Here is a 21,804-nt window from a genome sequence, read left to right as displayed (position 1 = left end):
AAGGAACATTGAACGCGGACGGGTAGCCGCGAGAGGTTGGGCCAACTCTACGCGCTGACGCGCCCCCCGGAATGATCACCCCTTGGCGTCGCAGGCCCAGGCGCGGATCACGCATTGCTTGCCGCCGAATTCGTAACACTTCCTGGTCGCGGCGTTGAGCGAGCTCGAAATCTTCGGCTTCACGGCATAGCCGTGGGGACCGCAGGGGTTGGTCATGTCAACGGCGAACGCCGCGCAGGCGCGCTTCATGGTAACGGCAGTGCAGTTGCCCTTGCACTGCTTCAACGCCGCCGCGCGCGCGACGGCCTCGGCGGGATAGTCATAGGCCTGGCCATAGGCGCCGCACTTGCCGACCGCGAATGCGCCGGCCGCCCATGCCTTGCTGATGTAGCCCGAGACACCCAGTATCAAAGTCAGCGCAACGACAAAGAGTGCGCGGCGCTGCGCCGCCACGGTCGAAATAATCAAAATCCCCTCCCCCGAGGTAACCGAGAGATTCTAGCGGGAGCGGGTTTCCAGTTGGTGAATAGAGGATCGGTAGGGTGGGCAAAGCGAAGCGTGCCCACCATCTATCGTCGAGCATTGCCTTGAATGGTGGGCACGCTTCGCTTTGCCCAACGTACGAAGCTACGATCCTCGCGCCGCCTCGAGCGCCTGCGGGGTGTCGATGTCGAGGAAGGCGCTCTGGCCATCGACCGGGACTTCGGCGACCGCCTCGGCATGCTTGGCGATCAGGTGCCGCGCGCCGACATCGCCGTCGAGCGTCATCAGCTCCTTGAAGAAGCGCCGCGACCACAGCACGGGATTGCCGCGGCGGCCGTCGCTGACGGGGACGGCGATCAGATGGCCGCGGTCCGGCGCAAAGGTTTCGATCAACTGGTCGATCAGTTTGGCAGAGATCAGCGGCATGTCGCCGAGGCAGACGACGGCGCCGTCGGCATTGTCGGGCACCGCTGATATGCCGGCCTTGACCGAGGATGCGAGGCCGCCGGCGAAATCCGGGTTGCGGACGAATTTTACGTTCAGCCCCGCCAGCGCCTGTTCGACGAGATCGGCCTGATGGCCGGTGACGACGATGACGCCTGTCGCCCTGGAGGCCAGCGCCTGCTCCGCGGCGATCCGTACCAGCTTCTTGCCGTCGATTTCGGCCAAGAGCTTGTTGGGGCCGCCCATCCGCGTCGAGCGTCCGGCGGCGAGCACGATTGCCGCAACGTTGCGGTTGGCTTCGAGGTCGGCAACGGTGCGCGGCTGTGGCCGTGTGACGATTTCCATCAGGAGGCCGCCGACGCCCATGCCGGTCAGCTCGGCACGCGTGACCTTCAGGCCGGCGAGAAGGCGCATCAGCACCCAGTCAAAACCGTTTTCAACCGGCGAGCGTGCACAGCCCGGCGCGCCCAAGACCGGCACGCCACCGGCACTGCCGATCAGCAGCAAATTGCCGGGATCGACCGGCATGCCGAAATGCTCGATCCGGCCGCCGATTTCGGTGATCGCGGCCGGGATGACGTCGCGGCGGTCAGCGATCGCGGACGCACCGAACACGATCACCAGTTCGGCGCCGAGGCCGAGCAATTCCTTGATAGACGACGCCAGCGCCGCCTCGTCATGCGCCACGCGGCGTTCGGCGATGATGCTGGCCCCCGCTGGCGCCAGCCGTTCCGCCGTGACGCGCAGGGTCTTGTCGATTACCTTTGGCGCAAGCCCGGGCAGCAGCGTTGAGACCACGCCGACCTTCGTGATGGTGTAGGGCGCAATCCGCAGCGTGTCCTTGCCGGCGACCGCCACGGCCGCATCGCGCAGCCTCGCTTCGACGCCGAACGGAATAAGCTTTACTGTTGCGATCATCTCGCCTTCGACCACCGGCTTGAAGGCCGAGAGCGTCGCGAAGGTAATGGCTTCGTCGACGCCGTTGATGCGATCGACCGCGGCACGATCCACCACCAGCACGCCGGCCTGGGCCGCGAACAGATTGGAGCGGCCGGTAAAGGCGCGCTCGACATTGACGCCCTCACCTGCAACCGCCTGCGCGATGCTGGCGGCGGCGGCGTCTTCGGAGACGTCGCCTTTCTCCAGCCGGACCACGACGACTTCTTTCACGCCCGCCTTTTTGAGCGCCTCAACCTCGGCCGGGCCGACCGTGGTGCCTTTCTTGAGCACCAGCGAACCCTGCCGCAGCGTGTGCACGGTGACGCCGCCAATCGCGTCGGCCGGACTGGCGGGACCGAACTTCATGCCGCCTGCACCTTCACGGTTTCTTTCGGCAATCGAAGTTCGGCGGTGATCTCGGCCATGATCGAGACCGCGATCTCCGACGGCGACACCGCACCGATCGAAAGCCCGATCGGCGCATGAATGCGCGCGATGTCGGCGTCCGACGCGCCCTGCGCTTTCAGCCGCTCGGCGCGTTTGGCGTGGGTTTTTCGCGAGCCGAGTGCGCCGATATAGAAGCAGTCGCGCGCAAAGGCGTGCAGCAGCGCAGGATCGTCGATTTTCGGATCATGCGTGACGGCGACGAACGCGGTGTAGTGATCGACATTGAGCGGCGGCAACGCGACGTCTGGCCATTCCGCGACCAGCGGCACGTCGGGAAAGCGTTCGGGGCTTGCAAAGGCCGTGCGCGGGTCCACCACCGTCACGTCGTAATCGAGCGAACGCGCCAGCGGCGCCAGCGCCTGGCTGATATGGACCGCGCCGACGATCACGAGCCGCGCGGTCGGCGCGTAGACATTGAGGAACAGCTTTTTGCCACCGCTCTCGATCGTGCCGCTCTTGCCCATGCGGAGCTGCTTTGAAAGCTCAGTGCTCAATGGATCGGTCGCGATATCCTTCGCCTTCACCAGCCGCTGTTCGCCATTGGCGGTATCGGTGATCACGATCACCGGCCGGCGCGCGGCGCGCTCGACGTTGACCTGCGTCAGGGTTTCGAGTTTCACGACTGACCCACTTTCTCGACGAAGACGCGGATGGTGCCGCCGCAGGACAGGCCGACATTCCAGGCGGTCTCGTCGGCGACGCCGAATTCGAGCATCTTTGGCTTGCCGCTGGCGATCACGTCCAGCGCCTCGGTGACGACCGCGCCCTCGACGCAGCCGCCGGAGACGCTCCCCAAGAACGTCCCGTCATCGTTGATGACGAGGCTTGAGCCGGCCGGCCTCGGGGCCGAGCCCCAGGTTTCGACCACGGTCGCGAGCGCGACGCCGTGGCCGGCCTTCTGCCAGTTCTCGGCGGCCTGCAGAATGTCTTCGTCGCGGTTGAGCATGTGGGGCCCTTTCAAGCTGCGGAGCGGATGCGGCTCATGTGGTGCGGCGGGGGCGGCGCGGAAAGCGCCTCGATCAGCCCTTCCATCGATGTCAAGTTATGCACCGGGCGGAATTCGTCAACGTGCGGCAGCATCATTTTGATACCCTGCGCCTTGGCCTCGAAGGCGCTGTAGCGCAGCAGCGGGTTGAGCCAGATCAGGCGGCGGCAGGAGCGGTGCAGCCGGTCCATCTCGAAGGCGAGCTTGGCGTCGGCCTCGCGCTCCAGCCCGTCGGATATCAGCAGCACGATGGCGCCCTGTCCGAGCACGCGGCGGCCCCACAATTTGTTGAAAGAGTGCAGCGAGGTGGCGATGCGGGTGCCGCCGGCCCAGTCCTCCACCGAGGACGAACAGCTCGCCAGCGCTTCATCCGGATCGCGTGCCCGCAGCGCCCGCGTCACATTGGTGAGCCTTGTGCCGAACAGGAACACGGACACCCGCTTGCGGGCGTCGGTGATGGCATGCAGGAAATGCAGGAACAGGCGGGTATATTCGCTCATCGATCCCGAGATATCCAAGAGCGCCACGATCGGCGCCGGCTTGTCGATCCGGCCGAGCTTTCGGATGTCGATGATCTCACCACCGGTGCGCAGGGAACTGCGCAGGGTGCGGCGCATGTCGAGCCGCAGGCCCTTGGCGTCGGGCTGATAGCGGCGCGTGCGCAGCTCCGCCTGCGGCAGCTTCATATTGGCGATGGCGCGGGTGACCTCGGCGATCTCGGCCGCGCTCATTTGCGCAAAGTCCTTTTTCTGCAGGATCTCCTTGTCGGAGACCGACAGCCGCAGTTCCTGCTCCTGCACCTGCGGCGCCTCATCGCGCATCGACGGCTGCGCCAGCGCCTCCTGCACGCGGCGCGAGGCCGGCGGCGGCTTCTTTTTGGCATGGTCCGGCAGCGGCACCGAATCCAGCATGTGCTTCCAGTCTTCGGCGGCGCGGAAGAACAGGTCGAAGGCCTGGGCAAAGATCAGCATGTGCTCGTGGCGCTTGACGAAGATCGCCTCCAGCGTGGTGTAGACGTCGGCGCGCTTGCCGATCTCGATCGCCTGCAGGGCGTTGAGCGCGTCGATGACCGCGCCGGGACCGACGGGAATCCCGGCTGCGCGCAGCGCACGCGCAAAGCCGACGACATTGTCGGCCATATGCCCGGTGGGGGGATTGAGATGATCGATGTCAGTCATGGTGCAACCCGTCACTCCGGGGCGCGCGACGCGCGGCTCAATTTTCGCTCGTCGCTTCCTTCAAAACCTTCTGCAGCGTGTCGCCCTGCATCCGCGCGATGTCGTCCTGGTATTTCAACAGCGCTCCCAGCGTATCGCCGACCATTTGCGGCGTCAGCGAACGGGCGTCGAGTTCGGTCAGCGCGGTCGCCCAGTCGATGGTTTCGGCTACCCCCGGCGACTTGTAGAAATCCTGGTCGCGCAGCGCCTGCACGAAGCGCACGACCTGCTGCGACAGCTTTGCGGAAATATCAGGCACGCGCGACTTGACGATCGCGAGCTCACGCTCGGCGTTCGGATAGTCGACCCAGTGATAGAGACAGCGCCGCTTCAGCGCGTCGTGGATCTCGCGGGTGCGGTTCGAGGTGATGATGACGATCGGCGGCTGCGGCGCCTTGATGGTACCGAATTCGGGGATCGTGACCTGGAAGTCGCTGAGGATTTCCAGAAGATACGCTTCGAACGCCTCGTCGGCGCGGTCGAGTTCGTCGATCAAGAGCACCGGCGCGCCCGCGACATCCGGCTCCAGCGCCTGCAGCAGCGGGCGCTTGATCAGAAAGCGCTCGGCAAAAATATCCGACGACAATTGCTCGCGGTCGGTATCGCCGGCGGCTTCCGCCAGCCGGATCGCGATCATCTGCGCCGCGCTGCTCCACTCGTAGACGGCAGAGGCAACGTCGAGGCCTTCGTAGCATTGCAGGCGGATCAGCTTGCGCCCGAGCGCCGCCGAAAGAACCTTTGCAATTTCGGTCTTGCCGACGCCGGCCTCGCCTTCGAGGAACAGCGGCCGGCCCATGCGCAGCGACAGATAGGTCACCGTCGCCAGCGACCGCTCGGCCAGATAGCCGCGCGAGGTCAGGAGCTCCAACATCGCATCGACGGATTTGGGCAGCGCCGATGCACTCATGGAAAAGCCAATCTTGATAAGCCAGAAACCGGCAAACTTACTTCGCCGTCGCGGCTTCGACGGCGCGGCGCGTCAGGACGCCGATCAGATGCGCGCGGTATTCGGCGCTGCCGTGCAGATCGCTGTTCAGCCCGTCGGCCGATGCCGAGATGCCGTCGAGCACCTTGTGCGAAAAACGCTTCTTCAGCGCTTCCTCGAATGCGGTGGCGCGGAACACGCCGTCCGAGCCTGCGCCGGTGACCGCCACGCGCACGTCCGACGGACGCCTGGCAACGAACACGCCGACCAGCGCGTAACGCGAGGCCTGGTTGCGGAACTTGATGTAGGCGGCCTTCTTCGGCAGCGGGAACATCACCTTGGTGATGATCTCGTCGCTCTCCAGCGCAGTCGTGAACAGGCCCTGGAAGAATTCTTCCGCCTTGAGGCGGCGCTTGTTGGTGACGATGGTGGCGCCGAGCGCGAGCACGGCTGCCGGATAATCCGCGGTCGGGTCGTTGTTGGCGAGCGAGCCGCCGATGGTGCCCTTGTGGCGCACCGCGGGATCGCCGATTCCGCCGGCGAGTTCGGCGAGCGCCGGTATAGCTTCGCCGACGATCGGCGACGTCGCGACGTCGGCATGCCTGGCGGTCGCGCCGATCACCAGCGAACGGCCCTTCATCTCGATGGCGTCGAGCCCTTCGATATGGGAGAGGTCAACCAGATGCGGCGGGCTGGCAAGGCGCTGCTTCATGACCGGCACCAGCGTGTGGCCGCCGGCGATCACCTTGGCGTCTTCGTTCTTCACCAGGAGATTGGCGGCCTGCCGCACGGTCGCCGGACGATGATATTTGAATTCGTACATTGAGAATTTCCTGATCGCGGTCGCGATGAAATCAATTAAGCGAGGTCGGATTTGGCCATCGCCTTGGCGCCAGCGGCGATCGACTGGACGATGTTCTGATAACCGGTGCAGCGGCACAGATTGCCTTCGAGCTCCTCGCGGATGACCTGGTCCGAGAGGTCATGGCCCTTGCGATGGACCAGATCGACCGCGGTCATGATCATGCCGGGGGTGCAGAAGCCGCACTGCAGGCCGTGGTGTTCGCGAAAAGCTTCCTGCATCGGATGCAGCGGCGCGCCGTCGGCGGCCAGCCCCTCGATGGTGCGAACCTCATGGCCGTCGGCCATGACCGCGAGCGTGGTGCAGGATTTCACCGCCTTGCCGTCGAGATGCACGACGCAGGCGCCGCATTGCGAGGTGTCGCAGCCGACATGGGTGCCCGTCAGTCGCAGATTTTCCCGCAGCAACTGGACCAGCAGGGTACGGGAATCGACATTGGCGTTTACGGGGTTACCGTTCACGATCAGGGAAATCTTGGCCATCAGCACTCTCTTGAGCTGCACCGCCGCATATCGGCCGCACAGGCGTTTAAAGTCATTCCAAATGCCATAATATGGGCCAACCCGGTAATGAGCAACCTCAGGAGCCCCTCGCCTGGGGCATGGCCTGAGTGACTTGACGGGCCTGTTCGACCGGGCTGGGCCGCGCAGAATCAGCCCTATCAGCCTTGCACGGCCTTGGCGAAATTGGTGAAGAACTCGTCGGCCAGTTTCTTGGCCGCGCCGTTGATCAGGCGCTGGCCGAGCTGGGCGAGCTTGCCGCCGATCTGGGCCTCGACATTATAGCTCAGCAGGGTACCGCCATCCTTTTCGGCGAGCGCCACGGTGGCGCCACCCTTGGCAAAGCCGGCGACACCGCCCTCGCCTTCGCCCGAGATCCTGTAGCCGTTGGGCGGATCGAGATCGCTCAAATTGACCTTGCCCTTGAAGCGGGCGGAGACCGGCCCGACCTTCATTTTGGCGGTGGCGCGGAAGCCGTTGTCCTCGGTCTTTTCCAGTTCCTCGCAGCCGGGAATGCAGGCCTTCAGCACCTCCGGATCGTTCAGCTTGGCCCACACGGCCTCGCGCGACGCCGCAAGCTGGACTTCGCCGTTCATCGTCATGGCCATGGGGGTGCCTCCTGGATCGCACTTCAACCTGATATCCCCAAGTAAAGCACGGCCGGGCCAAAAGGAAGGCCGCCTGACGCGAGGAGCGGTGCATATTCGCAAGTGCAACAAGTGCAACGCGACAAGGGCATTGGCATGGACAGGCCGGGATGGTTAGGTCGCACGCAGATGAGCACATCCCTTTCCCCCCTGCTGGCTCCAATGCTGTCGAGCGCGGCGATGCGCGCGGTCTGCGACGATGTCGCGACCCTGCAAAACATGCTGGATTTCGAGGCGGCGCTGGCGCGCGCCGAGGCGACGCTCGGGGTGATTCCGGCAAGCGCGGCTGAGCCGATCACGAATGCGTGCCGGGCCGAATCATTCGACATCGCAGGCCTGGCCGACGCCGCGACCAGGTCCGGCAACCTCGCCATCCCGCTCGTCAAGGCGCTGACGGCCAACGTCGCCAAGGTGGATGCGGAAGCCGCGCGTTACGTCCATTGGGGCGCGACCAGCCAGGACGCGATCGATACCGGCGCCATGCTCGGGCTTCGCGCCGGCATCGATGCGCTGCTCGCCGACATCAACCGCGCGATCGCGGGCTTTGCCGGACTGGCGCGTCAGCACCGCAATACCCCTGTCGTCGCCCGCACCTGGCTGCAGCACGCGCTGCCGATGCCGTTCGGGCTGAAGCTCGCCGAATATGCCGCGGCGCTGCACCGCTCGAAACTGCGGCTGCAGCGCCTGCGCACCGAGACGCTGGCGCTGCAATTCGGCGGCGCGGCCGGCACGCTCGCCGCCCTCGGCGACAAGGGCTTGCTGGTCGCGGAAAAGCTGGCTGGCGAACTTAACCTGCCGCTATCAGATGCGCCCTGGCACACCCACCGCGACCGCATCGCGGAAGCAGCCTCCGTGCTCGCCATCATCGCCGGCACCTGCGGCAAGATCGCGCGCGATGTTTCGCTGATGATGCAGACTGACGTCGGCGAAGCTTTCGAGCCCTCCGGCGAAGGCCGCGGCGGCTCCTCCACCATGCCGCACAAGCGCAATCCCGTCGCGGCGGCCAGCGCGCTGGCGGCGGCCACCATGGCCCCCAATCTCGCGGCAACGATCCTTGCGGCGCAGGTGCAGGACCATGAGCGCAGCGCCGGCCCCTGGCACGCGGAATGGCCGACGCTGCCGACGCTGCTGCTGGTCACCTCGGGCGCGCTGGCGGCGATCGTCGATATCGCCGAGGGGCTGGAGATCGATACGGCGCGCATGCGCAGCAATCTCGATTCGACGCATGGGCTGATCATGGCGGAAGCCGTCACCTTTGCGCTCGCCGAGAAGATCGGCAAGAGCGACGCGCATCATCTGATCGAGGCGGCGAGCAAGAAGGCCGTCACCGACAAGAAACATTTGCGCGACGTGTTGGCCGCCGACCCAAAGGTCACCGCGCATCTCGGTGCGGAGCAACTGGCAAAACTTTTCGAGCCGATGGCCTATCAGGGCGCCTCGCAAGCCCTGATCGACCGCCTGCTCGCTTCACTCGATCAAGACTAGGTCCGGACGCATAAACAGTCGCTGGAGATCTGGCGCACCCCGGCAGCGACGACATCGAGGAGATTTGTCCCGATGCCCGAAAATATCCAAATGTAACCGAACTCACAGTCGGCGGCTCTCAAACCTGCTAGCCTGTTTCTTTACGTCAGATGCCGTCCATTCGATTGGGCAGCAGATGCCGGCTTACTCGTTGCGACACCTCGATTCCATCGCATGCGGTAGGACCTTGTCCTGATCTTCGAACAGCATTTGCGACGCTCCTCCACTGGAATCAGTGGCGGCGGCGACCGAATGACGACGCATCGAAATCTGGAGGATATCCATCGGCCAGCGCAGGAGCGTGCCATGGGCAAGAACATCGCGATCTTTGCTGACGGGACCGGCAACACGGTCGGAAATCACGATACCAATGTGCTCCGGCTCTGCAGGATGGCCGACATCCGGAATCCACACCGGCAGCGGGTCATTTACGATCCTGGAGTCGGCACGCTTAAGACGCAGGCCGAGCTGGAGGGCGCATTTCGGAGTCCGCGCGGCACCTGTAAGGGTAACGGTCCCTTTCCCATCAAGGATTCGCCCAGGGGACTCGCGGTATTGTTGCTCGGATCAGGCTTCGGGTATGGCACCAAGTGGAATATCAAGCGGCTCTACAGCGAGCTCGCAGAGCACTACGACCCAGGGGACCACGTATATCTCTTCGGTTTCAGCCGTGGGGCGTTCACCGCACGCGCCCTCGCCGGACTGATTTACAGGTGCGGCCTGGTCAAGCGGTGCCACCTGGACAAAGACAAAATCGAGGAGGCCTACCGGCTATATCGCAGACACTTTGAACAGGCAAAGAGCTCTGAGGAGCTCCGTTGGAACAAAGAAAAAGTTCAGGAATTTCGAGAAAAGTACTCGCATCCCTGCAGCATCAGATTTCTGGGGATTTTCGATACCGTGAAGTCGGTGGGGTACTTTTCTCCAAGGAATCTTCCCCACACCCGCCATAACCCAATCGTCAAAACGGTGCGTCATGCACTTTCACTGCATGAGCGGCGGTCGTTTTATGCTCCAACCACATGGGGCGGACTCGATGCCGATACGCGACCAGCGGCATACGTGCCGGCCTGTTGGGGTACAGGCGAGTGCAGCCGCCAAGAAATTCAATGGCAGGACGTGAAGGAGGTCTGGTTTGCCGGGTGTCATTCAGATGTGGGTGGCGGCTATCCGCGAGAGGCTTCCTCGCCGGCGGATGTATCGCTGCGCTGGATGCTCGAGGAAGCCCGAGGGCATGGTCTAAATATCTCCCATGAGGCGGAGACGAAGGTGAATGAACTTGCCACGACAATCACCAAATGGCACCTGCACGATGAACTGGCTCGGCGCGAAGCATGGAAAGACTGGGCGAGGTGGATTTTTTGGAAAGACTGCGCACGGTGGATTTTTTGGAAGGCTGTTGACATATGCCCGCGTCGAGACCTCGAAAATGAGCCCCCGCCGCCTCGAAAAATATGGCGATGTGGGCCGGCCGGGCCGCGAAATATCGGTGCCTCACTTCGGGGAGGCAGGATTGCCGTTCACTCCACCGCGCTGAGCTGCTATGAGCCAGAAGACTACCCTTGGAATGGCTTGAAAGAACACCGCATTCATACGAAAAAATGCGAAAACCCGGTAGCGGCCGAGTGCGGCTGTCGCGCGGTTTGGGCACCTGACATCTAAAGACCCGACGCACGACATCCGTTGTGACCGCAATGCACCCAACGTGGAGTAAGCCTCGGGTCACATGCAGACGTGTCGCGACCCGGTACGACAAACTCGCAGCCAACTATCTGGCATTCGTCAAACTCGCATCGTGAGGACGCGGCCTGGTCCAGATGTCGTTACCGGGCTTGACCCGGCAATCCATCTACTGGAATAGATTCTTCTGGATGGCTGCGCGGGCTCGCGTGCGAAGCCGTGCTTCGCGCGTCTGCCCGCACATGATGAGGAACACAAGATGCCGATGATCGACGCCGACGGGTGCCTGCTCAACGTATCCGTCGAAGGCCGCGACGGCGGACCGACGCTGATGCTGTCGAATTCGCTGGGCTCGACCATGCAGATGTGGGAGCCGCAGATGAAGGCGCTGACCCAGCTGTTCCGCGTCGTCCGCTACGACCGGCGCGGTCATGGCAAGTCGAACGTGCCGCCCGGCCCCTATTCGCTGGAGCGTTTCGGCCGCGACGTGCTGGCGATCCTCGACGACCTCAACATCGCAAAAGCCCATTGGTGCGGCCTGTCGATGGGCGGCATGGTCGGGCAATGGCTGGGCGCCAACGCGTCAGACAGATTCGGCAAGATCGTGCTTGCCAACACCACCTGCCATTACCCGGATCCGACACGCTGGAACGACCGCATCAAGGCGGTGAGAGAAGGCGGCATCGCCGCAGTCGCCGACGCCGTGATGGCGGGCTGGCTGACGGCGGATTTTCGCGAGCGCGAGCCGCAGATTGCAGCCAACATGAAGGCGATGATGCTGACCACGCCGGTCGAGGGCTACATCGCCTGCTGCGAGGCGCTGTCGACGCTCGACCAGCGCGAATTGCTGCCCAGGATCAAGAGCCCGACGCTCGTCATCGCCGGCCGCCACGACATGTCGACGACGGTCGCGGACGCCGAATTCATGCGCAGCCGGATTCCCGGCGCCAGCATGACCATCCTCGATGCGGCGCATATTTCGAACGTCGAGCAGCCGCACGCCTTCACCGACGCGCTGGTCGGCTTTTTGACGCAACGCTAGTTACCGCAACCAAGGACGTCATTGCGAGCGAAGCGAAGCAATCCATTTCACCGCTTGTGGAGGCATGGATTGCTTCGTCGCTTCGCTCCTCGCAATGACGGGGAGAATGTACAATGGACGACAACCAACGCCGCGACGACGGCATGGCCCAGCGCCGAAAAGTGCTCGGCAATGAATGGGTCGACAAGTCGATCAAGAACCGCAACGCTTTCAACACCGATTTCCAGGACCTCATCACCCGCTATGCCTGGGGCGATATCTGGACCCGGCCGCATTTCGACCATCGCACCCGCCGCGTGCTCGTGATCGGCACCATGGTGGCGCTGGGACAGTGGGATGAATTCCGCCTGCATGTGCGCGCAGCACTTTCCGAAGGCGGCTTCACGCCCGACGACATCAAGGAAATCCTGCTGCAGCAGGCGATCTATTGCGGCGTGCCGGCGGCCAACCACGCGGTGAAGGAAGCTGGCGCGATCATCGCGGAATTAGGTTTGCTGAAGGGTTAGCTGCGTCTGCACCGGCTGCGATGTCACAAGCGATCTGATGCGATCGGCATCTGAACGCGTGGCGGGATTGTAAACGATCATGCCGAGGTCGGGTCGGCCATCCACGCCGAACGCGGAATACTCCATCATGATCGGGCCGAGGATCGGATGCCGAAGGCGCTTGACCCCCTCGCCGTGAACATGAACGTTGTTGTCGCGCCATAGCGCTTCAAACTCCGGACTGCGCTTGCAAAGCTCGTCCACGAGTTCGCCGACTTCGGACACAGCGCCGGCGCGCGCCGCATCCGCCCTGAACGCGCCGACTACGAAGCGGGCCACGCTTTCCCAATCATATTGCGCGGCCCGCACGCGGGGGTCGCAGAAGATGAGGCGAAGGATGTTGCGCTGGCTAGGTGGAAGCGCGCCATAGTCGGTCAACACCGCCGCGGCAGCGCGATTCCATGCGACGACGTCCCAGGTGGCGGTCTTGATCAGCGCCGGACTGACCTCAAGCGCATCGAGCAGCCGTTGCAAACGGGGCGTGACGCCCTCAGCGGCCTTGTAGCGGACCTCGGGTGGACGGCCGAGCCCGAGCAGGAAGACATGTTCGCGCTCGATGTCGGTCAGCATCAGCGCCGCGGCGATCCGGTTCAACACGTCCGCCGAAGGGGCGCCGCCTCGCCCCTGCTCCAGCCATGTGTACCAGGTCGGGCTGATGTTGGCGCGCTGGGCGACTTCTTCCCGGCGCAGCCCCGGCGTGCGCCTGCGTCCCACCGCGAAACCGAAGGCGGCCGGATCAAGCCGGGCGCGGCGACCCTTCAGGTAGCTTCCGAGCAGATTGTTGGTTTCGGCCGTCACCTTGATCCTGTTAGCGATTATACCACGATAATATCACTACTTTAACATGATGATAGCGCGAGCGATATGGACTCCGAACACTGTTGGAGACCTTCGCATGCGCATCTTCGTGACCGGCGCGACCGGCTTTGTCGGCTCCGCCATCGTCGGCGACCTCATCACGTCAGGTCATCAGGTGCTCGGTCTCGCCCGCTCCGATGCCGGAGCTTTGTCGCTCGCAACCATGGGCGCCGCGGCCCATCGCGGCTCGCTTGAAGATCTGGAAAGCCTTCGCGACGGCACGCGCAAGGCAGACGCCGTCATCCACACGGCCTTCAATCATGACTTCTCGAAATTCCTGGAGAACTGCGCAGAAGACCGGCGTGCGATCGAAGCGATGGGCGCGGTGCTGGAGGGATCCGCGCGGCCGATGCTGGTGACCTCAGGATTTGGGTCGCTGGCGCCGGGCCGGATCGCGACCGAGGCCGACAGGCCCTCTCCCGATTCCCCACGCGCCTCCGAGGCGGCGGCCGCCGCCGTCGCTGCACGGGGCGTGCGCGTATCAGCGGTGCGGCTGGCGCCATCGACCCATGGCGACGGCGATCACGGTTTCGTCCCGCGCCTGATCGATATCGCGCGCGAGAAAGGCGTCGCGGCCTATGTCGGCGATGGAGCGAACCGCTGGCCCGGCGTGAACAGGCGCGATGCCGCCCGCCTCTACCGGCTTGCGCTCGAACAGGGCGTCGAGAGCGGCCCCTATCACGCGGTCGCCGACGAGGGCGTGCCGTTCAAGGCGATCGCCGAGGTGATCGGCCGCAGGCTCGGCGTGCCCGTCGTTTCCAAGACGCGTGAGGCGGCGGCTGAACACTTCGGCTGGATCGCGAGATTCGCCGCGATGGACATGCCGGCCTCGAGCGCCCGAACCCAATCGGCGCTGGGATGGCAGCCGGAGCAGCCGGGGCTCCTCGCCGATCTCGATCAGGGCGGCTATTTCGCCTGAGCACATGTAAGTGTCTTGAGCGCCGAACCGCGAGCGTGTATCGGCGCGAGCAAAGTGCCGGCTCGGCAGCATTGCAGCGCCGCGCCGGTGAAGTTCCTGCCAGGTGATATCTTGACCTCCCAACCATCGACGACACCCGCGGCGGCTTCCGGCTCGTTCGCGGCCATGAAGTCCGCGCCCTATCGGGCCCAGTTCGCGGCCTATGTGCTGGCTATGATGGCCGACAATATCGAGCACGTGATCAGCTATTGGGTGGTCTTTCAGAAATTCCATTCGCCCGCGCTGGCCGGCTTTGCGGTGCTGTCGCACTGGCTTCCGTTCCTGCTGTTTTCGGTCGCCGTAGGCTCGCTGGCCGACCGGTTCGATCCGCGCCGCATCATCCAGTGCGGGATGCTGCTCTTCATCGTGGCATCGGCGGGATGGGGCATCTTCTTCATCACCGACACGCTCCAGATGTGGCACGCGATGCTGCTGCTCGTCATCCATGGCTGCGCGGGCGTGCTCTGGCAGACGCCGAACCAGCTGCTGCTCTACGACATCGTCGGCCCGGCCAATCTGCCGAGCGCGGTGCGGCTGAACGCGACGGCGCGTTATCTGGGCATCCTGGTCGGTCCGGCCGTCGGCGGCGTCATCATGCTGGCGCTCGGCCCCTCCCACGGCATCATTTTCAACACGCTGTTCTATCTGCCGATGCTGCTCTGGCTGTTCTGGGCACCCACCCGCGCCAAGGACGCCGCGCCCCGGCGGATTCCGGTCCGCGGCCTTGCCGACATCGTGCAGACCGTCCGCGACATCGGCACGCAGCGAGTCCTGACCTCGATGACGCTGCTCGCCGGACTGACTTCTTTCATGATCGGCAACGCCTACCACGCCCAGATGCCGGGTTTTGCTGGCGATCTCGGGCACGGCGACCCCGGCGTGTCCTACAGCGTGCTGCTGGCCGCCGACGCCGCCGGCGCGCTGCTTGCGGGTATCGCGCTGGAAGCGTGGGGACGGCTCAAGCCCAATCCCCGGACAGCCATCGTGCTTGCTATTCTATGGAGCCTGTCCCTGCTCGCGTTCGCGTCCGTGGGAATCTACACGCTGGCGATCGCGTGGCTGTTTGCCGCAGGATTCTTCGAGCTGTCGTTCAACACAATGGCGCAGGCCCTGGTCCAGATAAATGCGCCCGCCGAGATCCGCGGCCGCGTTGTCGGCCTGTTCAACATGGCAGGCCTCGGCATGCGGGCCTTCAGCGGCATCACCGTGGGCCTCGCCGGTGCGGCGATCGGCATTCACTGGTCGCTCGGCCTGTCGGCCGCCGTGCTGTTGGCTTTTCTGTTCGTCCTCTATCGCCGCGCGACAAAATCAGGTTTGCCGAAGGGTTAACCCGGCAGGCGCCGCGCCGGTTATCGGCTGCGCGGGCTGCTCGATCAGCATGACAATAACCGTGCCGAGCATCATCAAGAGCTCGGCCGCATGCAGCCGGAGCGCGGCCGTCTCCCCCGCCTGCGAGGCCATCACCACGCCGGCAAAACTCATCACGCTGCCGATCGCGAGCGCTACGGCGAGCGCCTCGTTCGAGCCGCCGGCCTTTCGGATCGACGCGCGGGTGATGAAGACCAGAAACACCGCCAGGAATGCCACCACGGTCATGCGGCCGAGCGCCAGCAGCCAGGCGACGCGGACGGTGGCCAATCCGCTGAGCTGCAGGTGATCGCTGACGAACAGCGCCAGCGAAATGTTCGGCCGCTCATAGAGACCCTGGATTGGCGAAACGACGATCCTGAAGGCTGCGATGGTCCAGGCCGGAATGAAATAGGCCGCCAGCAGCGCGCCGTTGAATGTGCTGATCCGCCGGTTTCCGGACATGTCGCTTCCCGCCTGGTCAACGGCCCGGTCAGAGGCCGCGCTTTTGAGGGGTTGACGTAACTCCCCGCAGTTGCGACCGGCAATTTAAACCATTTGTTTACCTTAACGGGACCGGGGAGCGGCCGGCCGCGCCATAAAGAAAGCCCCGCCTTTCGGCGGGGCCTTATTCACGCACCAATCCAGCTAGCGGTCCTTATCAGGAATCTGCTGTCCCTGGCGGTTCGGGTTCGGCTTCTCTCGGCCGGGATCCTGCTGCTGCTGGCCCGGCTTCTGGCCGCCACCCTGCTGCTGACCGGGCTTCTGACCCGGGTTCTGGTTCTGCTGGCCCGGATTGTTCTGATTGGTCATTGAGTGTTCTCCGTTGCTTAGACGTAGACGGAATCAACGGTGGGCGGGCGCGTTCGTTGCTGGGGAACGCCGGTTCCGCTGCGATCATTCCGCGGCAGTGCCGTGTTCGGACTGTGGCGCCCGGAACCCCTGCCGCAAAACTAGCTCTGTACAAGCCAATTAAGCCGCAGCCGGCGCTGTTGCCGCCCCCGGTTCCCACTGTTAGAAAATGCCACGACGCGTCGTCCTGGGCTGCCGGAGCTCTCGCCGCGTCGCTAGCTCTAGACACGGCAGCGCATGGATTATTTCGCCCAGCAACTGATCAACGGCCTCGTGCTCGGCTCGATCTATGGCCTGATCGCGATCGGCTACACGATGGTCTACGGCATCGTCGGCATGATCAATTTCGCCCATGGCGATATTTTCATGATCGGCGGCTTCATCGCGCTGATCACCTTCCTGATCCTGGTCTCGTTCGGCCTGACCGCCATCCCCCTGATCCTGCTGATCGTGCTTCTGGTATCGATGGCGATCACGGCGCTCTATGGCTGGACGGTGGAGCGCATCGCCTACCGACCGCTGCGGCACTCGTTCCGCCTGGCGCCGATGCTCTCGGCGATCGGCATGTCATTCGTGCTGACGAATTTTTCGCAGGTAGCCCAAGGCGCGCGCGTCAAACCGGTGCCGCCGATCATCACCGGCGGCCACACCTTGCATGAGGGCGCGGGCGGCTTCGCGGTGCAGCTTTCCAACATCCAGATCATCGTCGTCATCACCACGATCGTGCTGCTGGCGTTGTTCACCTGGCTGGTATCGCGCACGCGGCTGGGGCGCGACATGCGCGCCTGCGAGCAGGACCAGACCATGGCCTCGCTGCTCGGCGTCGACGTCGACCGCACCATCTCGATGACCTTCGTAATCGGCGCGGCGCTCGCCGCGGTCGCCGGCATGATGTACCTGCTCTATTATGGGCTGGTTGATTTCTTCATGGGCTTTGTCGCCGGCATCAAGGCGTTCACCGCGGCGGTGCTCGGCGGCATCGGTTCGCTGCCCGGCGCGATGCTGGGCGGGCTTCTGATCGGCCTGATCGAGACGCTGTGGTCGGCCTACTTCTCGGTCGAGTACAAGGATGTCGCCGCGTTCTCGATCCTGATCGTGGTCCTGATCTTCCTTCCGACCGGCCTGCTCGGCCGGCCCGAAGTCGAAAAAGTCTGACGGGCCGCCGCGTGAACGCATCCCCCGCCGCCCAAACCTCGCGCGCTCCGGGCGTAGCCTTCATCCTCAAGAAAGCGCTGATCAGTGCGCTCGTGGCACTGGTGCTGTTCTCGCTGATGATCGGCGTGCGCACCGAAGCTGGATCGGACGGACAACTGACCTACTGGACGCGGTTCGGCGACCTCGCCGCGATGGTCGCGGCCGTGTTCGGCGGCAGCATCCTCATCGAGTTGCTGCGGCAATGGTGGGGACCGGTCGAAACCGTCAGGGTGGTCCCCGCTTCGGTACAGAGCACACTTTCCTTCGCCGGACGCCTGGTCGCACCGGTGCTGCTGGTGTTCACGTTTCTGGTGCCGGTCCTGTTCTACGACGAGCGCTACATCCTCGACCTCGGAATCCTCGTGCTCACCTATGTGATGCTCGGATGGGGGCTGAACGTGGTGGTCGGCCTCGCCGGCCTGCTCGACCTCGGCTATGTCGCGTTCTACGCCGTCGGCGCCTATTCCTACGCGCTGCTGGCGACCAATTTCGGATTGTCGTTCTGGGTCTGCCTGCCGCTCGCCGGCATCCTCGCCGCCTTCTGGGGCGTGCTGCTCGGTTTTCCCGTGCTGCGGCTGCGCGGCGATTATCTCGCCATCGTCACGCTGGCCTTCGGCGAGATCATCCGCCTCGTCATCATCAACTGGCAGAGCCTGACCGGCGGGCCGAACGGCGTCACCGGCATTCCCCGTCCGACCCTGTTCGGCATTCCGCTCACACCGGGCGATGACGGGCTTGCGGCGATGCTCGGCATCGAATTCTCGCCGACGCACCGCATCGTGTTTCTGTTCTATCTGATCCTGGCGCTGGCGCTGCTCACCAACTGGGTCACGATCCGGCTGCGGCGACTGCCGATCGGCCGCGCCTGGGAAGCGCTGCGCGAGGACGAGGTCGCCTGCCGCGCGCTCGGCATCAACACCACCACGACCAAGCTGACCGCGTTTGCGACCGGTGCGATGTTCGGCGGTTTTGCCGGCGCGTTCTTCGCGACCCGACAAGGCTTCATCAGCCCGGAATCCTTCACCTTCCATGAATCGGCGCTGGTGCTGGCGATCGTGGTGCTGGGCGGCATGGGCTCGCAACTCGGCGTGGCGCTCGCCGCACTCGCCATGATCGGCGGCTTCGAGCTGTTCCGTGGGCTCGAGCAGTACCGCATGCTGGTGTTCGGCATGGCGATGGTGCTGTTGATGATCTGGCGGCCGCGCGGCCTGATCGGCCACCGGGCGCCGACCGTATTCCTGAAACACAGTCAGGCGATCTCATCCGACCTCGTCAAGGAGGGACACGGATGAGCGGCGATCCCATCCTGTCGGTCGATCGGCTGTCGATGCGCTTCGGTGGCATCGTCGCCGTCAACGACCTCTCCTTCAACGCCGAGCGGCGCAAGATCACCGCGCTGATCGGGCCGAACGGCGCCGGCAAGACCACGGTGTTCAACTGCATCACCGGCTTTTACAAGCCCACTTCAGGCGCGATGCGGCTCACGCACGATGACGGCCGCACGATCCAACTCGAACGGCTGAACGATTTCCGGATCTCCAAGCTGGCCAAGGTCGCGCGCACATTTCAGAACATCCGATTGTTTCCCGGCATGACGGCGCTGGAGAACCTGATGGTGGCGCAGCACAACGCGCTGATGCGCGCCTCCGGGCTGACGTTCCTGGGCCTGATCGGCGCACCGTCCTGGCGCACGGCCGAGCAGGCCGCGATCGATCTGGCGCAGACCTGGCTCGACCGCATCGGGCTGCTGGACCGCGCCGACGATGCCGCCGGCAATTTGCCCTATGGCGACCAGCGGCGTCTGGAGATCGCGCGCGCGATGTGCACCCAGCCCGCGCTGCTTTGCCTCGACGAGCCGGCGGCTGGCCTCAACGCGCGTGAAAGCGCCGCTTTAAGCGAACTGCTGCTCTCGATCCGCGCGGATCAGGGCACCTCGATCCTCCTGATCGAGCACGACATGAGCGTGGTGATGGAAATCTCCGACCACGTCGTGGTGATGGATCACGGGGTGAAGATCGCCGAAGGCACGCCGCAACAGATCCGCGACGATCCCAAGGTGATCGCCGCCTATCTCGGCACCGACGAGGAAGAAGCCATCGCCGTGATGGAGAGCGGCACGTGAGCGCGTCACCCGCAACGCCCCTGCTCGCGATCCGCTCGCTGCGCGCGGCCTACGGCAAGATCGAGGCGCTGAAGGGCGTCGATATCGACATCAACGCCGGCGAAATCGTCGCCCTGATCGGCGCCAACGGCGCCGGCAAGTCGACCCTGATGATGACGATCTTCGGCCGGCCCCGCGCCCGCGCGGGCCGCATCGAATTCGACGGCCACGACATCACCGGCGTGCCGACGCATGAGATCGCGCGACTGCGCATCGCGCAGTCGCCCGAGGGTCGCCGCATCTTCCCGCGCATGAGCGTGGCGGAAAATTTGCAGATGGGGGCTGATGCGACCGATAGCAGCGAGGCCGATCGGGCGAGCGGCCTGGAGCGCGTCTTCGCGCTGTTCCCGCGGCTCAAGGAACGCATGACCCAGCGCGGCGGCACGCTATCCGGCGGCGAGCAGCAGATGCTGGCGATTGGCCGGGCCCTGATGAGCCGGCCGCGCCTGTTGATGCTGGACGAGCCGTCGCTCGGGCTGGCCCCCCTGATCGCGCGGCAGATTTTCGATGCGATCCGGACCCTGAACCGGCAGGACGGCCTGACCGTTCTGATCGTCGAACAGAACGCCAACCACGCGTTGAAACTGGCGCATCGTGGCTATGTCATGGTCAATGGCCTGATCACCCTGTCCGGAACCGGCAGCGAGTTGCTGCAGCGCCCGGAAATCCGCGCCGCCTATCTGGAAGGCGGCCGGCGGGAATAGCGCTCCCGCCTGCCTGCCACCTTGCCTTGGTACGAAATCCTGGCGCGTGCTGCGGCAAGATGCTGCGAACGGACCGTGGATTTGCCCGAAAATTGCCGATGACTTCGCCGTAAAATCAGCCGACAATAGGCGTGATTTTCGTGCCCGGCGTGCCGGGTGCTTCCTGAAATCGACTGACCTGCGAGGATACCTCATGAAATCACTGAAACTCATCGGCCTGGCTTTGGGCGCATCGTTGGCGCTTTCGACAACGGCGCTGGCGCAGGACATCTCCATCGCCGTGGCGGGCCCGATGACGGGCGGCGAATCCGCGTTCGGCCGGCAGATGAAGAACGGCGCCGAACAGGCGGTGGCCGACATCAATGCCGCCGGCGGCGTGCTCGGCAAGAAGCTGGCGCTGCAGGTCGGCGACGATGCCTGCGATCCCAAGCAGGCGCGTTCGGTGGCGGAAAAGTTCGCCAGCGCGAAGATCCCGTTCGTTGCCGGTCACTTCTGCTCCTCGTCGTCGATCCCGGCGTCGGAAGCCTACGCCGACGGCAACGTGCTGCAGATTACGCCGGCCTCGACCAACCCGCTGTTCACCGAGCGCAAGCTGTGGAACGTGGCCCGCGTCTGCGGCCGCGACGACCAGCAGGGCCTGGTTGCCGCCGAATACATCGCCAAGAACTACAAGGGCAAGAACGTCGCCATCCTCAACGACAAGTCCACCTACGGCAAAGGCCTCGCGGAGGAAACCAAGAAGGCGCTCAACAAGGCCGGCTTCACCGAGAAGATGTTCGAATCCTACAACAAGGGCGACAAGGACTTTAACGCGATCGTGTCGCGGCTGAAGCGCGACAATATCGATCTGGTCTTTGTCGGCGGCTACCATCAGGAAGCCGGCCTGATCCTGCGCCAGATGCGCGACCAGGGCCTCAAGACGGTGTTGATGGCGGGTGACGCCATGAACGACAAGGAATTCGCCTCGATCACCGGTCCGGCCGCCGAAGGCACGCTGTTCACCTTCGGTCCCGACCCGCGCAACAAGGCGACCGCGAAAGCGATCGTCGAGAAGTTCAAGGCCAAGAACATCGATCCCGAAGGCTACACCCTCTACACCTACGCCGCGATGCAGGTCTGGACCCAGGCGGTAACGAAGGCGAAGACCACCGATCCGAAGAAGGTGATGGAGACCATCAAGGCCGGCGAATGGGACACCGTGCTCGGCAAGCTTTCCTTCGACGCCAAGGGCGACATCAAGGTCATCGACTACGTCGTCTACAAGTGGGACGCCAAGGGCAACTACACCGAAATCAACCCGAAGGGCTCCTGACCCTTCGTGGATTGAACATCAAACGCCCCGGCTTGCCGGGGCGTTTTCATTTTGGGTTCCAGATAATTTTGGGGCCATTGGAACTATTGGGTTCCCGCCGAATTGAGCAAACGGGCTGAGTTCCATGTCATTGATTTCTCGACATTAACCGTTAGTCCGGCTTGATCTGCCGGTGGGG

The 21,804-nt window shown here is 64.2% G+C and carries 23 protein-coding genes; 11 read left to right on the top strand and 12 right to left on the bottom strand.

Annotation, left to right across the window (positions count from 1 at the left end; translation table 11 throughout):
• Positions 1–75: 75 nt before the first annotated feature.
• The 9 genes from ACVWVY_RS21605 to ACVWVY_RS21565 form a co-directional block, all read right to left on the bottom strand.
• A complete protein-coding gene (locus tag ACVWVY_RS21605; protein ID WP_456632272.1) occupies positions 76–465 on the bottom strand; it encodes a DUF4189 domain-containing protein in 390 nt (129 codons plus the stop codon).
• Between the two features lie 162 nt (positions 466–627).
• On the bottom strand, positions 628–2,232 hold the full coding sequence (locus tag ACVWVY_RS21600; protein ID WP_456628282.1) for an NTP transferase domain-containing protein: 1,605 nt from the start codon (positions 2,230–2,232) through the stop codon (positions 628–630).
• Positions 2,229–2,933 (bottom strand): XdhC family protein, encoded by a 705-nt coding sequence (locus ACVWVY_RS21595; protein ID WP_456628281.1) that lies wholly within the window; start codon positions 2,931–2,933, stop codon positions 2,229–2,231. The genes ACVWVY_RS21600 and ACVWVY_RS21595 overlap by 4 nt, the downstream gene beginning before the upstream one ends.
• Positions 2,930–3,259, bottom strand: coding sequence for an XdhC family protein (locus tag ACVWVY_RS21590; RefSeq protein ID WP_025589337.1), 330 nt, complete (start codon positions 3,257–3,259; stop codon positions 2,930–2,932). Before ACVWVY_RS21590 ends, ACVWVY_RS21595 begins: the two co-directional genes overlap by 4 nt.
• Before the next feature lie 11 nt (positions 3,260–3,270).
• The gene (locus ACVWVY_RS21585) at positions 3,271–4,476 is read right to left on the bottom strand and encodes a vWA domain-containing protein (RefSeq protein WP_456628280.1); all 1,206 of its coding nucleotides are present in this window, start codon (positions 4,474–4,476) and stop codon (positions 3,271–3,273) included.
• Between the two features lie 37 nt (positions 4,477–4,513).
• On the bottom strand, positions 4,514–5,422 hold the full coding sequence (locus tag ACVWVY_RS21580) for an AAA family ATPase (protein WP_456628279.1): 909 nt from the start codon (positions 5,420–5,422) through the stop codon (positions 4,514–4,516).
• Between the two features lie 37 nt (positions 5,423–5,459).
• Entirely contained in the window at positions 5,460–6,263 is an 804-nt protein-coding gene (locus ACVWVY_RS21575) for an FAD binding domain-containing protein (protein WP_456628278.1), read from the bottom strand.
• Positions 6,264–6,298: 35 nt separating this feature from the next.
• Positions 6,299–6,784 (bottom strand): (2Fe-2S)-binding protein, encoded by a 486-nt coding sequence (locus tag ACVWVY_RS21570; protein WP_456628277.1) that lies wholly within the window; start codon positions 6,782–6,784, stop codon positions 6,299–6,301.
• 179 nt (positions 6,785–6,963) lie between these two features.
• A complete protein-coding gene (locus ACVWVY_RS21565; protein WP_456628276.1) occupies positions 6,964–7,410 on the bottom strand; it encodes an SRPBCC family protein in 447 nt (148 codons plus the stop codon).
• Between the two features lie 168 nt (positions 7,411–7,578).
• On the opposite strand from ACVWVY_RS21565, the gene ACVWVY_RS21560 reads away from it, so the two are divergent.
• The 4 genes from ACVWVY_RS21560 (at position 7,579) to ACVWVY_RS21545 (ending at position 12,201) form a co-directional block, all read left to right on the top strand.
• Positions 7,579–8,934: a 3-carboxy-cis,cis-muconate cycloisomerase gene (locus ACVWVY_RS21560; protein WP_456628275.1), complete on the top strand. Its 1,356-nt coding sequence runs from the start codon at positions 7,579–7,581 to the stop codon at positions 8,932–8,934.
• 345 nt (positions 8,935–9,279) lie between these two features.
• Entirely contained in the window at positions 9,280–10,635 is a 1,356-nt protein-coding gene (locus ACVWVY_RS21555; protein ID WP_456628274.1) for a DUF2235 domain-containing protein, read from the top strand.
• Between the two features lie 277 nt (positions 10,636–10,912).
• Entirely contained in the window at positions 10,913–11,695 is a 783-nt protein-coding gene (pcaD, locus tag ACVWVY_RS21550) for a 3-oxoadipate enol-lactonase (RefSeq protein WP_456628273.1), read from the top strand.
• Positions 11,696–11,808: 113 nt separating this feature from the next.
• A complete protein-coding gene (locus ACVWVY_RS21545; protein ID WP_456628272.1) occupies positions 11,809–12,201 on the top strand; it encodes a carboxymuconolactone decarboxylase family protein in 393 nt (130 codons plus the stop codon).
• On the opposite strand, the gene ACVWVY_RS21540 is transcribed toward ACVWVY_RS21545, so the two are convergent.
• A complete protein-coding gene (locus tag ACVWVY_RS21540; protein ID WP_456628271.1) occupies positions 12,181–13,038 on the bottom strand; it encodes a helix-turn-helix transcriptional regulator in 858 nt (285 codons plus the stop codon). The two genes, ACVWVY_RS21545 and ACVWVY_RS21540, sit on opposite strands and share 21 nt — an antisense overlap.
• Positions 13,039–13,135: 97 nt before the next feature.
• On the opposite strand from ACVWVY_RS21540, the gene ACVWVY_RS21535 reads away from it, so the two are divergent.
• Positions 13,136–14,017, top strand: a complete 882-nt coding sequence (locus ACVWVY_RS21535; protein ID WP_456628270.1) for an SDR family oxidoreductase — start codon at positions 13,136–13,138, stop codon at positions 14,015–14,017.
• A gap of 111 nt (positions 14,018–14,128) precedes the next feature.
• Positions 14,129–15,385 (top strand): MFS transporter, encoded by a 1,257-nt coding sequence (locus ACVWVY_RS21530; protein WP_456628269.1) that lies wholly within the window; start codon positions 14,129–14,131, stop codon positions 15,383–15,385.
• Here the strand turns inward: ACVWVY_RS21530 and ACVWVY_RS21525 are convergent.
• Both ACVWVY_RS21525 and ACVWVY_RS21520 read right to left on the bottom strand, forming a co-directional pair.
• On the bottom strand, positions 15,365–15,868 hold the full coding sequence (locus ACVWVY_RS21525) for a hypothetical protein (protein WP_456628268.1): 504 nt from the start codon (positions 15,866–15,868) through the stop codon (positions 15,365–15,367). The two genes, ACVWVY_RS21530 and ACVWVY_RS21525, sit on opposite strands and share 21 nt — an antisense overlap.
• Before the next feature lie 183 nt (positions 15,869–16,051).
• Positions 16,052–16,216 carry a hypothetical protein gene (locus tag ACVWVY_RS21520; protein ID WP_456628267.1) on the bottom strand — a complete coding sequence of 55 codons (165 nt, stop codon included), beginning with the start codon at positions 16,214–16,216 and terminating at the stop codon, positions 16,052–16,054.
• Between the two features lie 276 nt (positions 16,217–16,492).
• On the opposite strand from ACVWVY_RS21520, the gene ACVWVY_RS21515 reads away from it, so the two are divergent.
• The 5 genes from ACVWVY_RS21515 to ACVWVY_RS21495 all read left to right on the top strand — a co-directional run bounded on the left by ACVWVY_RS21515 (position 16,493) and on the right by ACVWVY_RS21495 (position 21,626).
• Positions 16,493–17,410, top strand: coding sequence for an ABC transporter permease subunit (locus ACVWVY_RS21515; protein ID WP_456628266.1), 918 nt, complete (start codon positions 16,493–16,495; stop codon positions 17,408–17,410).
• A gap of 11 nt (positions 17,411–17,421) precedes the next feature.
• Positions 17,422–18,741 carry a high-affinity branched-chain amino acid ABC transporter permease LivM gene (livM, locus tag ACVWVY_RS21510; protein ID WP_456628265.1) on the top strand — a complete coding sequence of 440 codons (1,320 nt, stop codon included), beginning with the start codon at positions 17,422–17,424 and terminating at the stop codon, positions 18,739–18,741.
• Positions 18,738–19,571 carry an ABC transporter ATP-binding protein gene (locus ACVWVY_RS21505; protein ID WP_456628264.1) on the top strand — a complete coding sequence of 278 codons (834 nt, stop codon included), beginning with the start codon at positions 18,738–18,740 and terminating at the stop codon, positions 19,569–19,571. Before livM ends, ACVWVY_RS21505 begins: the two co-directional genes overlap by 4 nt.
• Entirely contained in the window at positions 19,568–20,314 is a 747-nt protein-coding gene (locus ACVWVY_RS21500) for an ABC transporter ATP-binding protein (protein ID WP_456628263.1), read from the top strand. The genes ACVWVY_RS21505 and ACVWVY_RS21500 overlap by 4 nt, the downstream gene beginning before the upstream one ends.
• A 193-nt stretch (positions 20,315–20,507) precedes the next feature.
• On the top strand, positions 20,508–21,626 hold the full coding sequence (locus tag ACVWVY_RS21495; RefSeq protein ID WP_456628262.1) for a branched-chain amino acid ABC transporter substrate-binding protein: 1,119 nt from the start codon (positions 20,508–20,510) through the stop codon (positions 21,624–21,626).
• Positions 21,627–21,804 lie beyond the last annotated feature (178 nt).

The organism is Bradyrhizobium sp. URHC0002 (assembly GCF_054059515.1).
Note: the sequence above shows the minus strand (reverse complement) of the source record. Positions and strands in the feature narration are given on the sequence as shown.

Coding starts and splice junctions, on each gene's coding strand:
- ACVWVY_RS21600 (WP_456628282.1), bottom strand. CDS start 2,232: ATGAAGTTCGGTCCCGCCAGTCCGGCCGACGCGATTGGCGGCGTCACC.
- ACVWVY_RS21590 (WP_025589337.1), bottom strand. CDS start 3,259: ATGCTCAACCGCGACGAAGACATTCTGCAGGCCGCCGAGAACTGGCAG.
- ACVWVY_RS21585 (WP_456628280.1), bottom strand. CDS start 4,476: ATGACTGACATCGATCATCTCAATCCCCCCACCGGGCATATGGCCGAC.
- ACVWVY_RS21580 (WP_456628279.1), bottom strand. CDS start 5,422: ATGAGTGCATCGGCGCTGCCCAAATCCGTCGATGCGATGTTGGAGCTC.
- ACVWVY_RS21575 (WP_456628278.1), bottom strand. CDS start 6,263: ATGTACGAATTCAAATATCATCGTCCGGCGACCGTGCGGCAGGCCGCC.
- ACVWVY_RS21570 (WP_456628277.1), bottom strand. CDS start 6,784: ATGGCCAAGATTTCCCTGATCGTGAACGGTAACCCCGTAAACGCCAAT.
- ACVWVY_RS21565 (WP_456628276.1), bottom strand. CDS start 7,410: ATGGCCATGACGATGAACGGCGAAGTCCAGCTTGCGGCGTCGCGCGAG.
- ACVWVY_RS21560 (WP_456628275.1), top strand. CDS start 7,579: ATGAGCACATCCCTTTCCCCCCTGCTGGCTCCAATGCTGTCGAGCGCG.
- ACVWVY_RS21555 (WP_456628274.1), top strand. CDS start 9,280: ATGGGCAAGAACATCGCGATCTTTGCTGACGGGACCGGCAACACGGTC.
- pcaD (WP_456628273.1), top strand. CDS start 10,913: ATGCCGATGATCGACGCCGACGGGTGCCTGCTCAACGTATCCGTCGAA.
- ACVWVY_RS21545 (WP_456628272.1), top strand. CDS start 11,809: ATGGACGACAACCAACGCCGCGACGACGGCATGGCCCAGCGCCGAAAA.
- ACVWVY_RS21535 (WP_456628270.1), top strand. CDS start 13,136: ATGCGCATCTTCGTGACCGGCGCGACCGGCTTTGTCGGCTCCGCCATC.
- ACVWVY_RS21525 (WP_456628268.1), bottom strand. CDS start 15,868: ATGTCCGGAAACCGGCGGATCAGCACATTCAACGGCGCGCTGCTGGCG.
- ACVWVY_RS21520 (WP_456628267.1), bottom strand. CDS start 16,216: ATGACCAATCAGAACAATCCGGGCCAGCAGAACCAGAACCCGGGTCAG.
- ACVWVY_RS21515 (WP_456628266.1), top strand. CDS start 16,493: ATGGATTATTTCGCCCAGCAACTGATCAACGGCCTCGTGCTCGGCTCG.
- ACVWVY_RS21505 (WP_456628264.1), top strand. CDS start 18,738: ATGAGCGGCGATCCCATCCTGTCGGTCGATCGGCTGTCGATGCGCTTC.
- ACVWVY_RS21495 (WP_456628262.1), top strand. CDS start 20,508: ATGAAATCACTGAAACTCATCGGCCTGGCTTTGGGCGCATCGTTGGCG.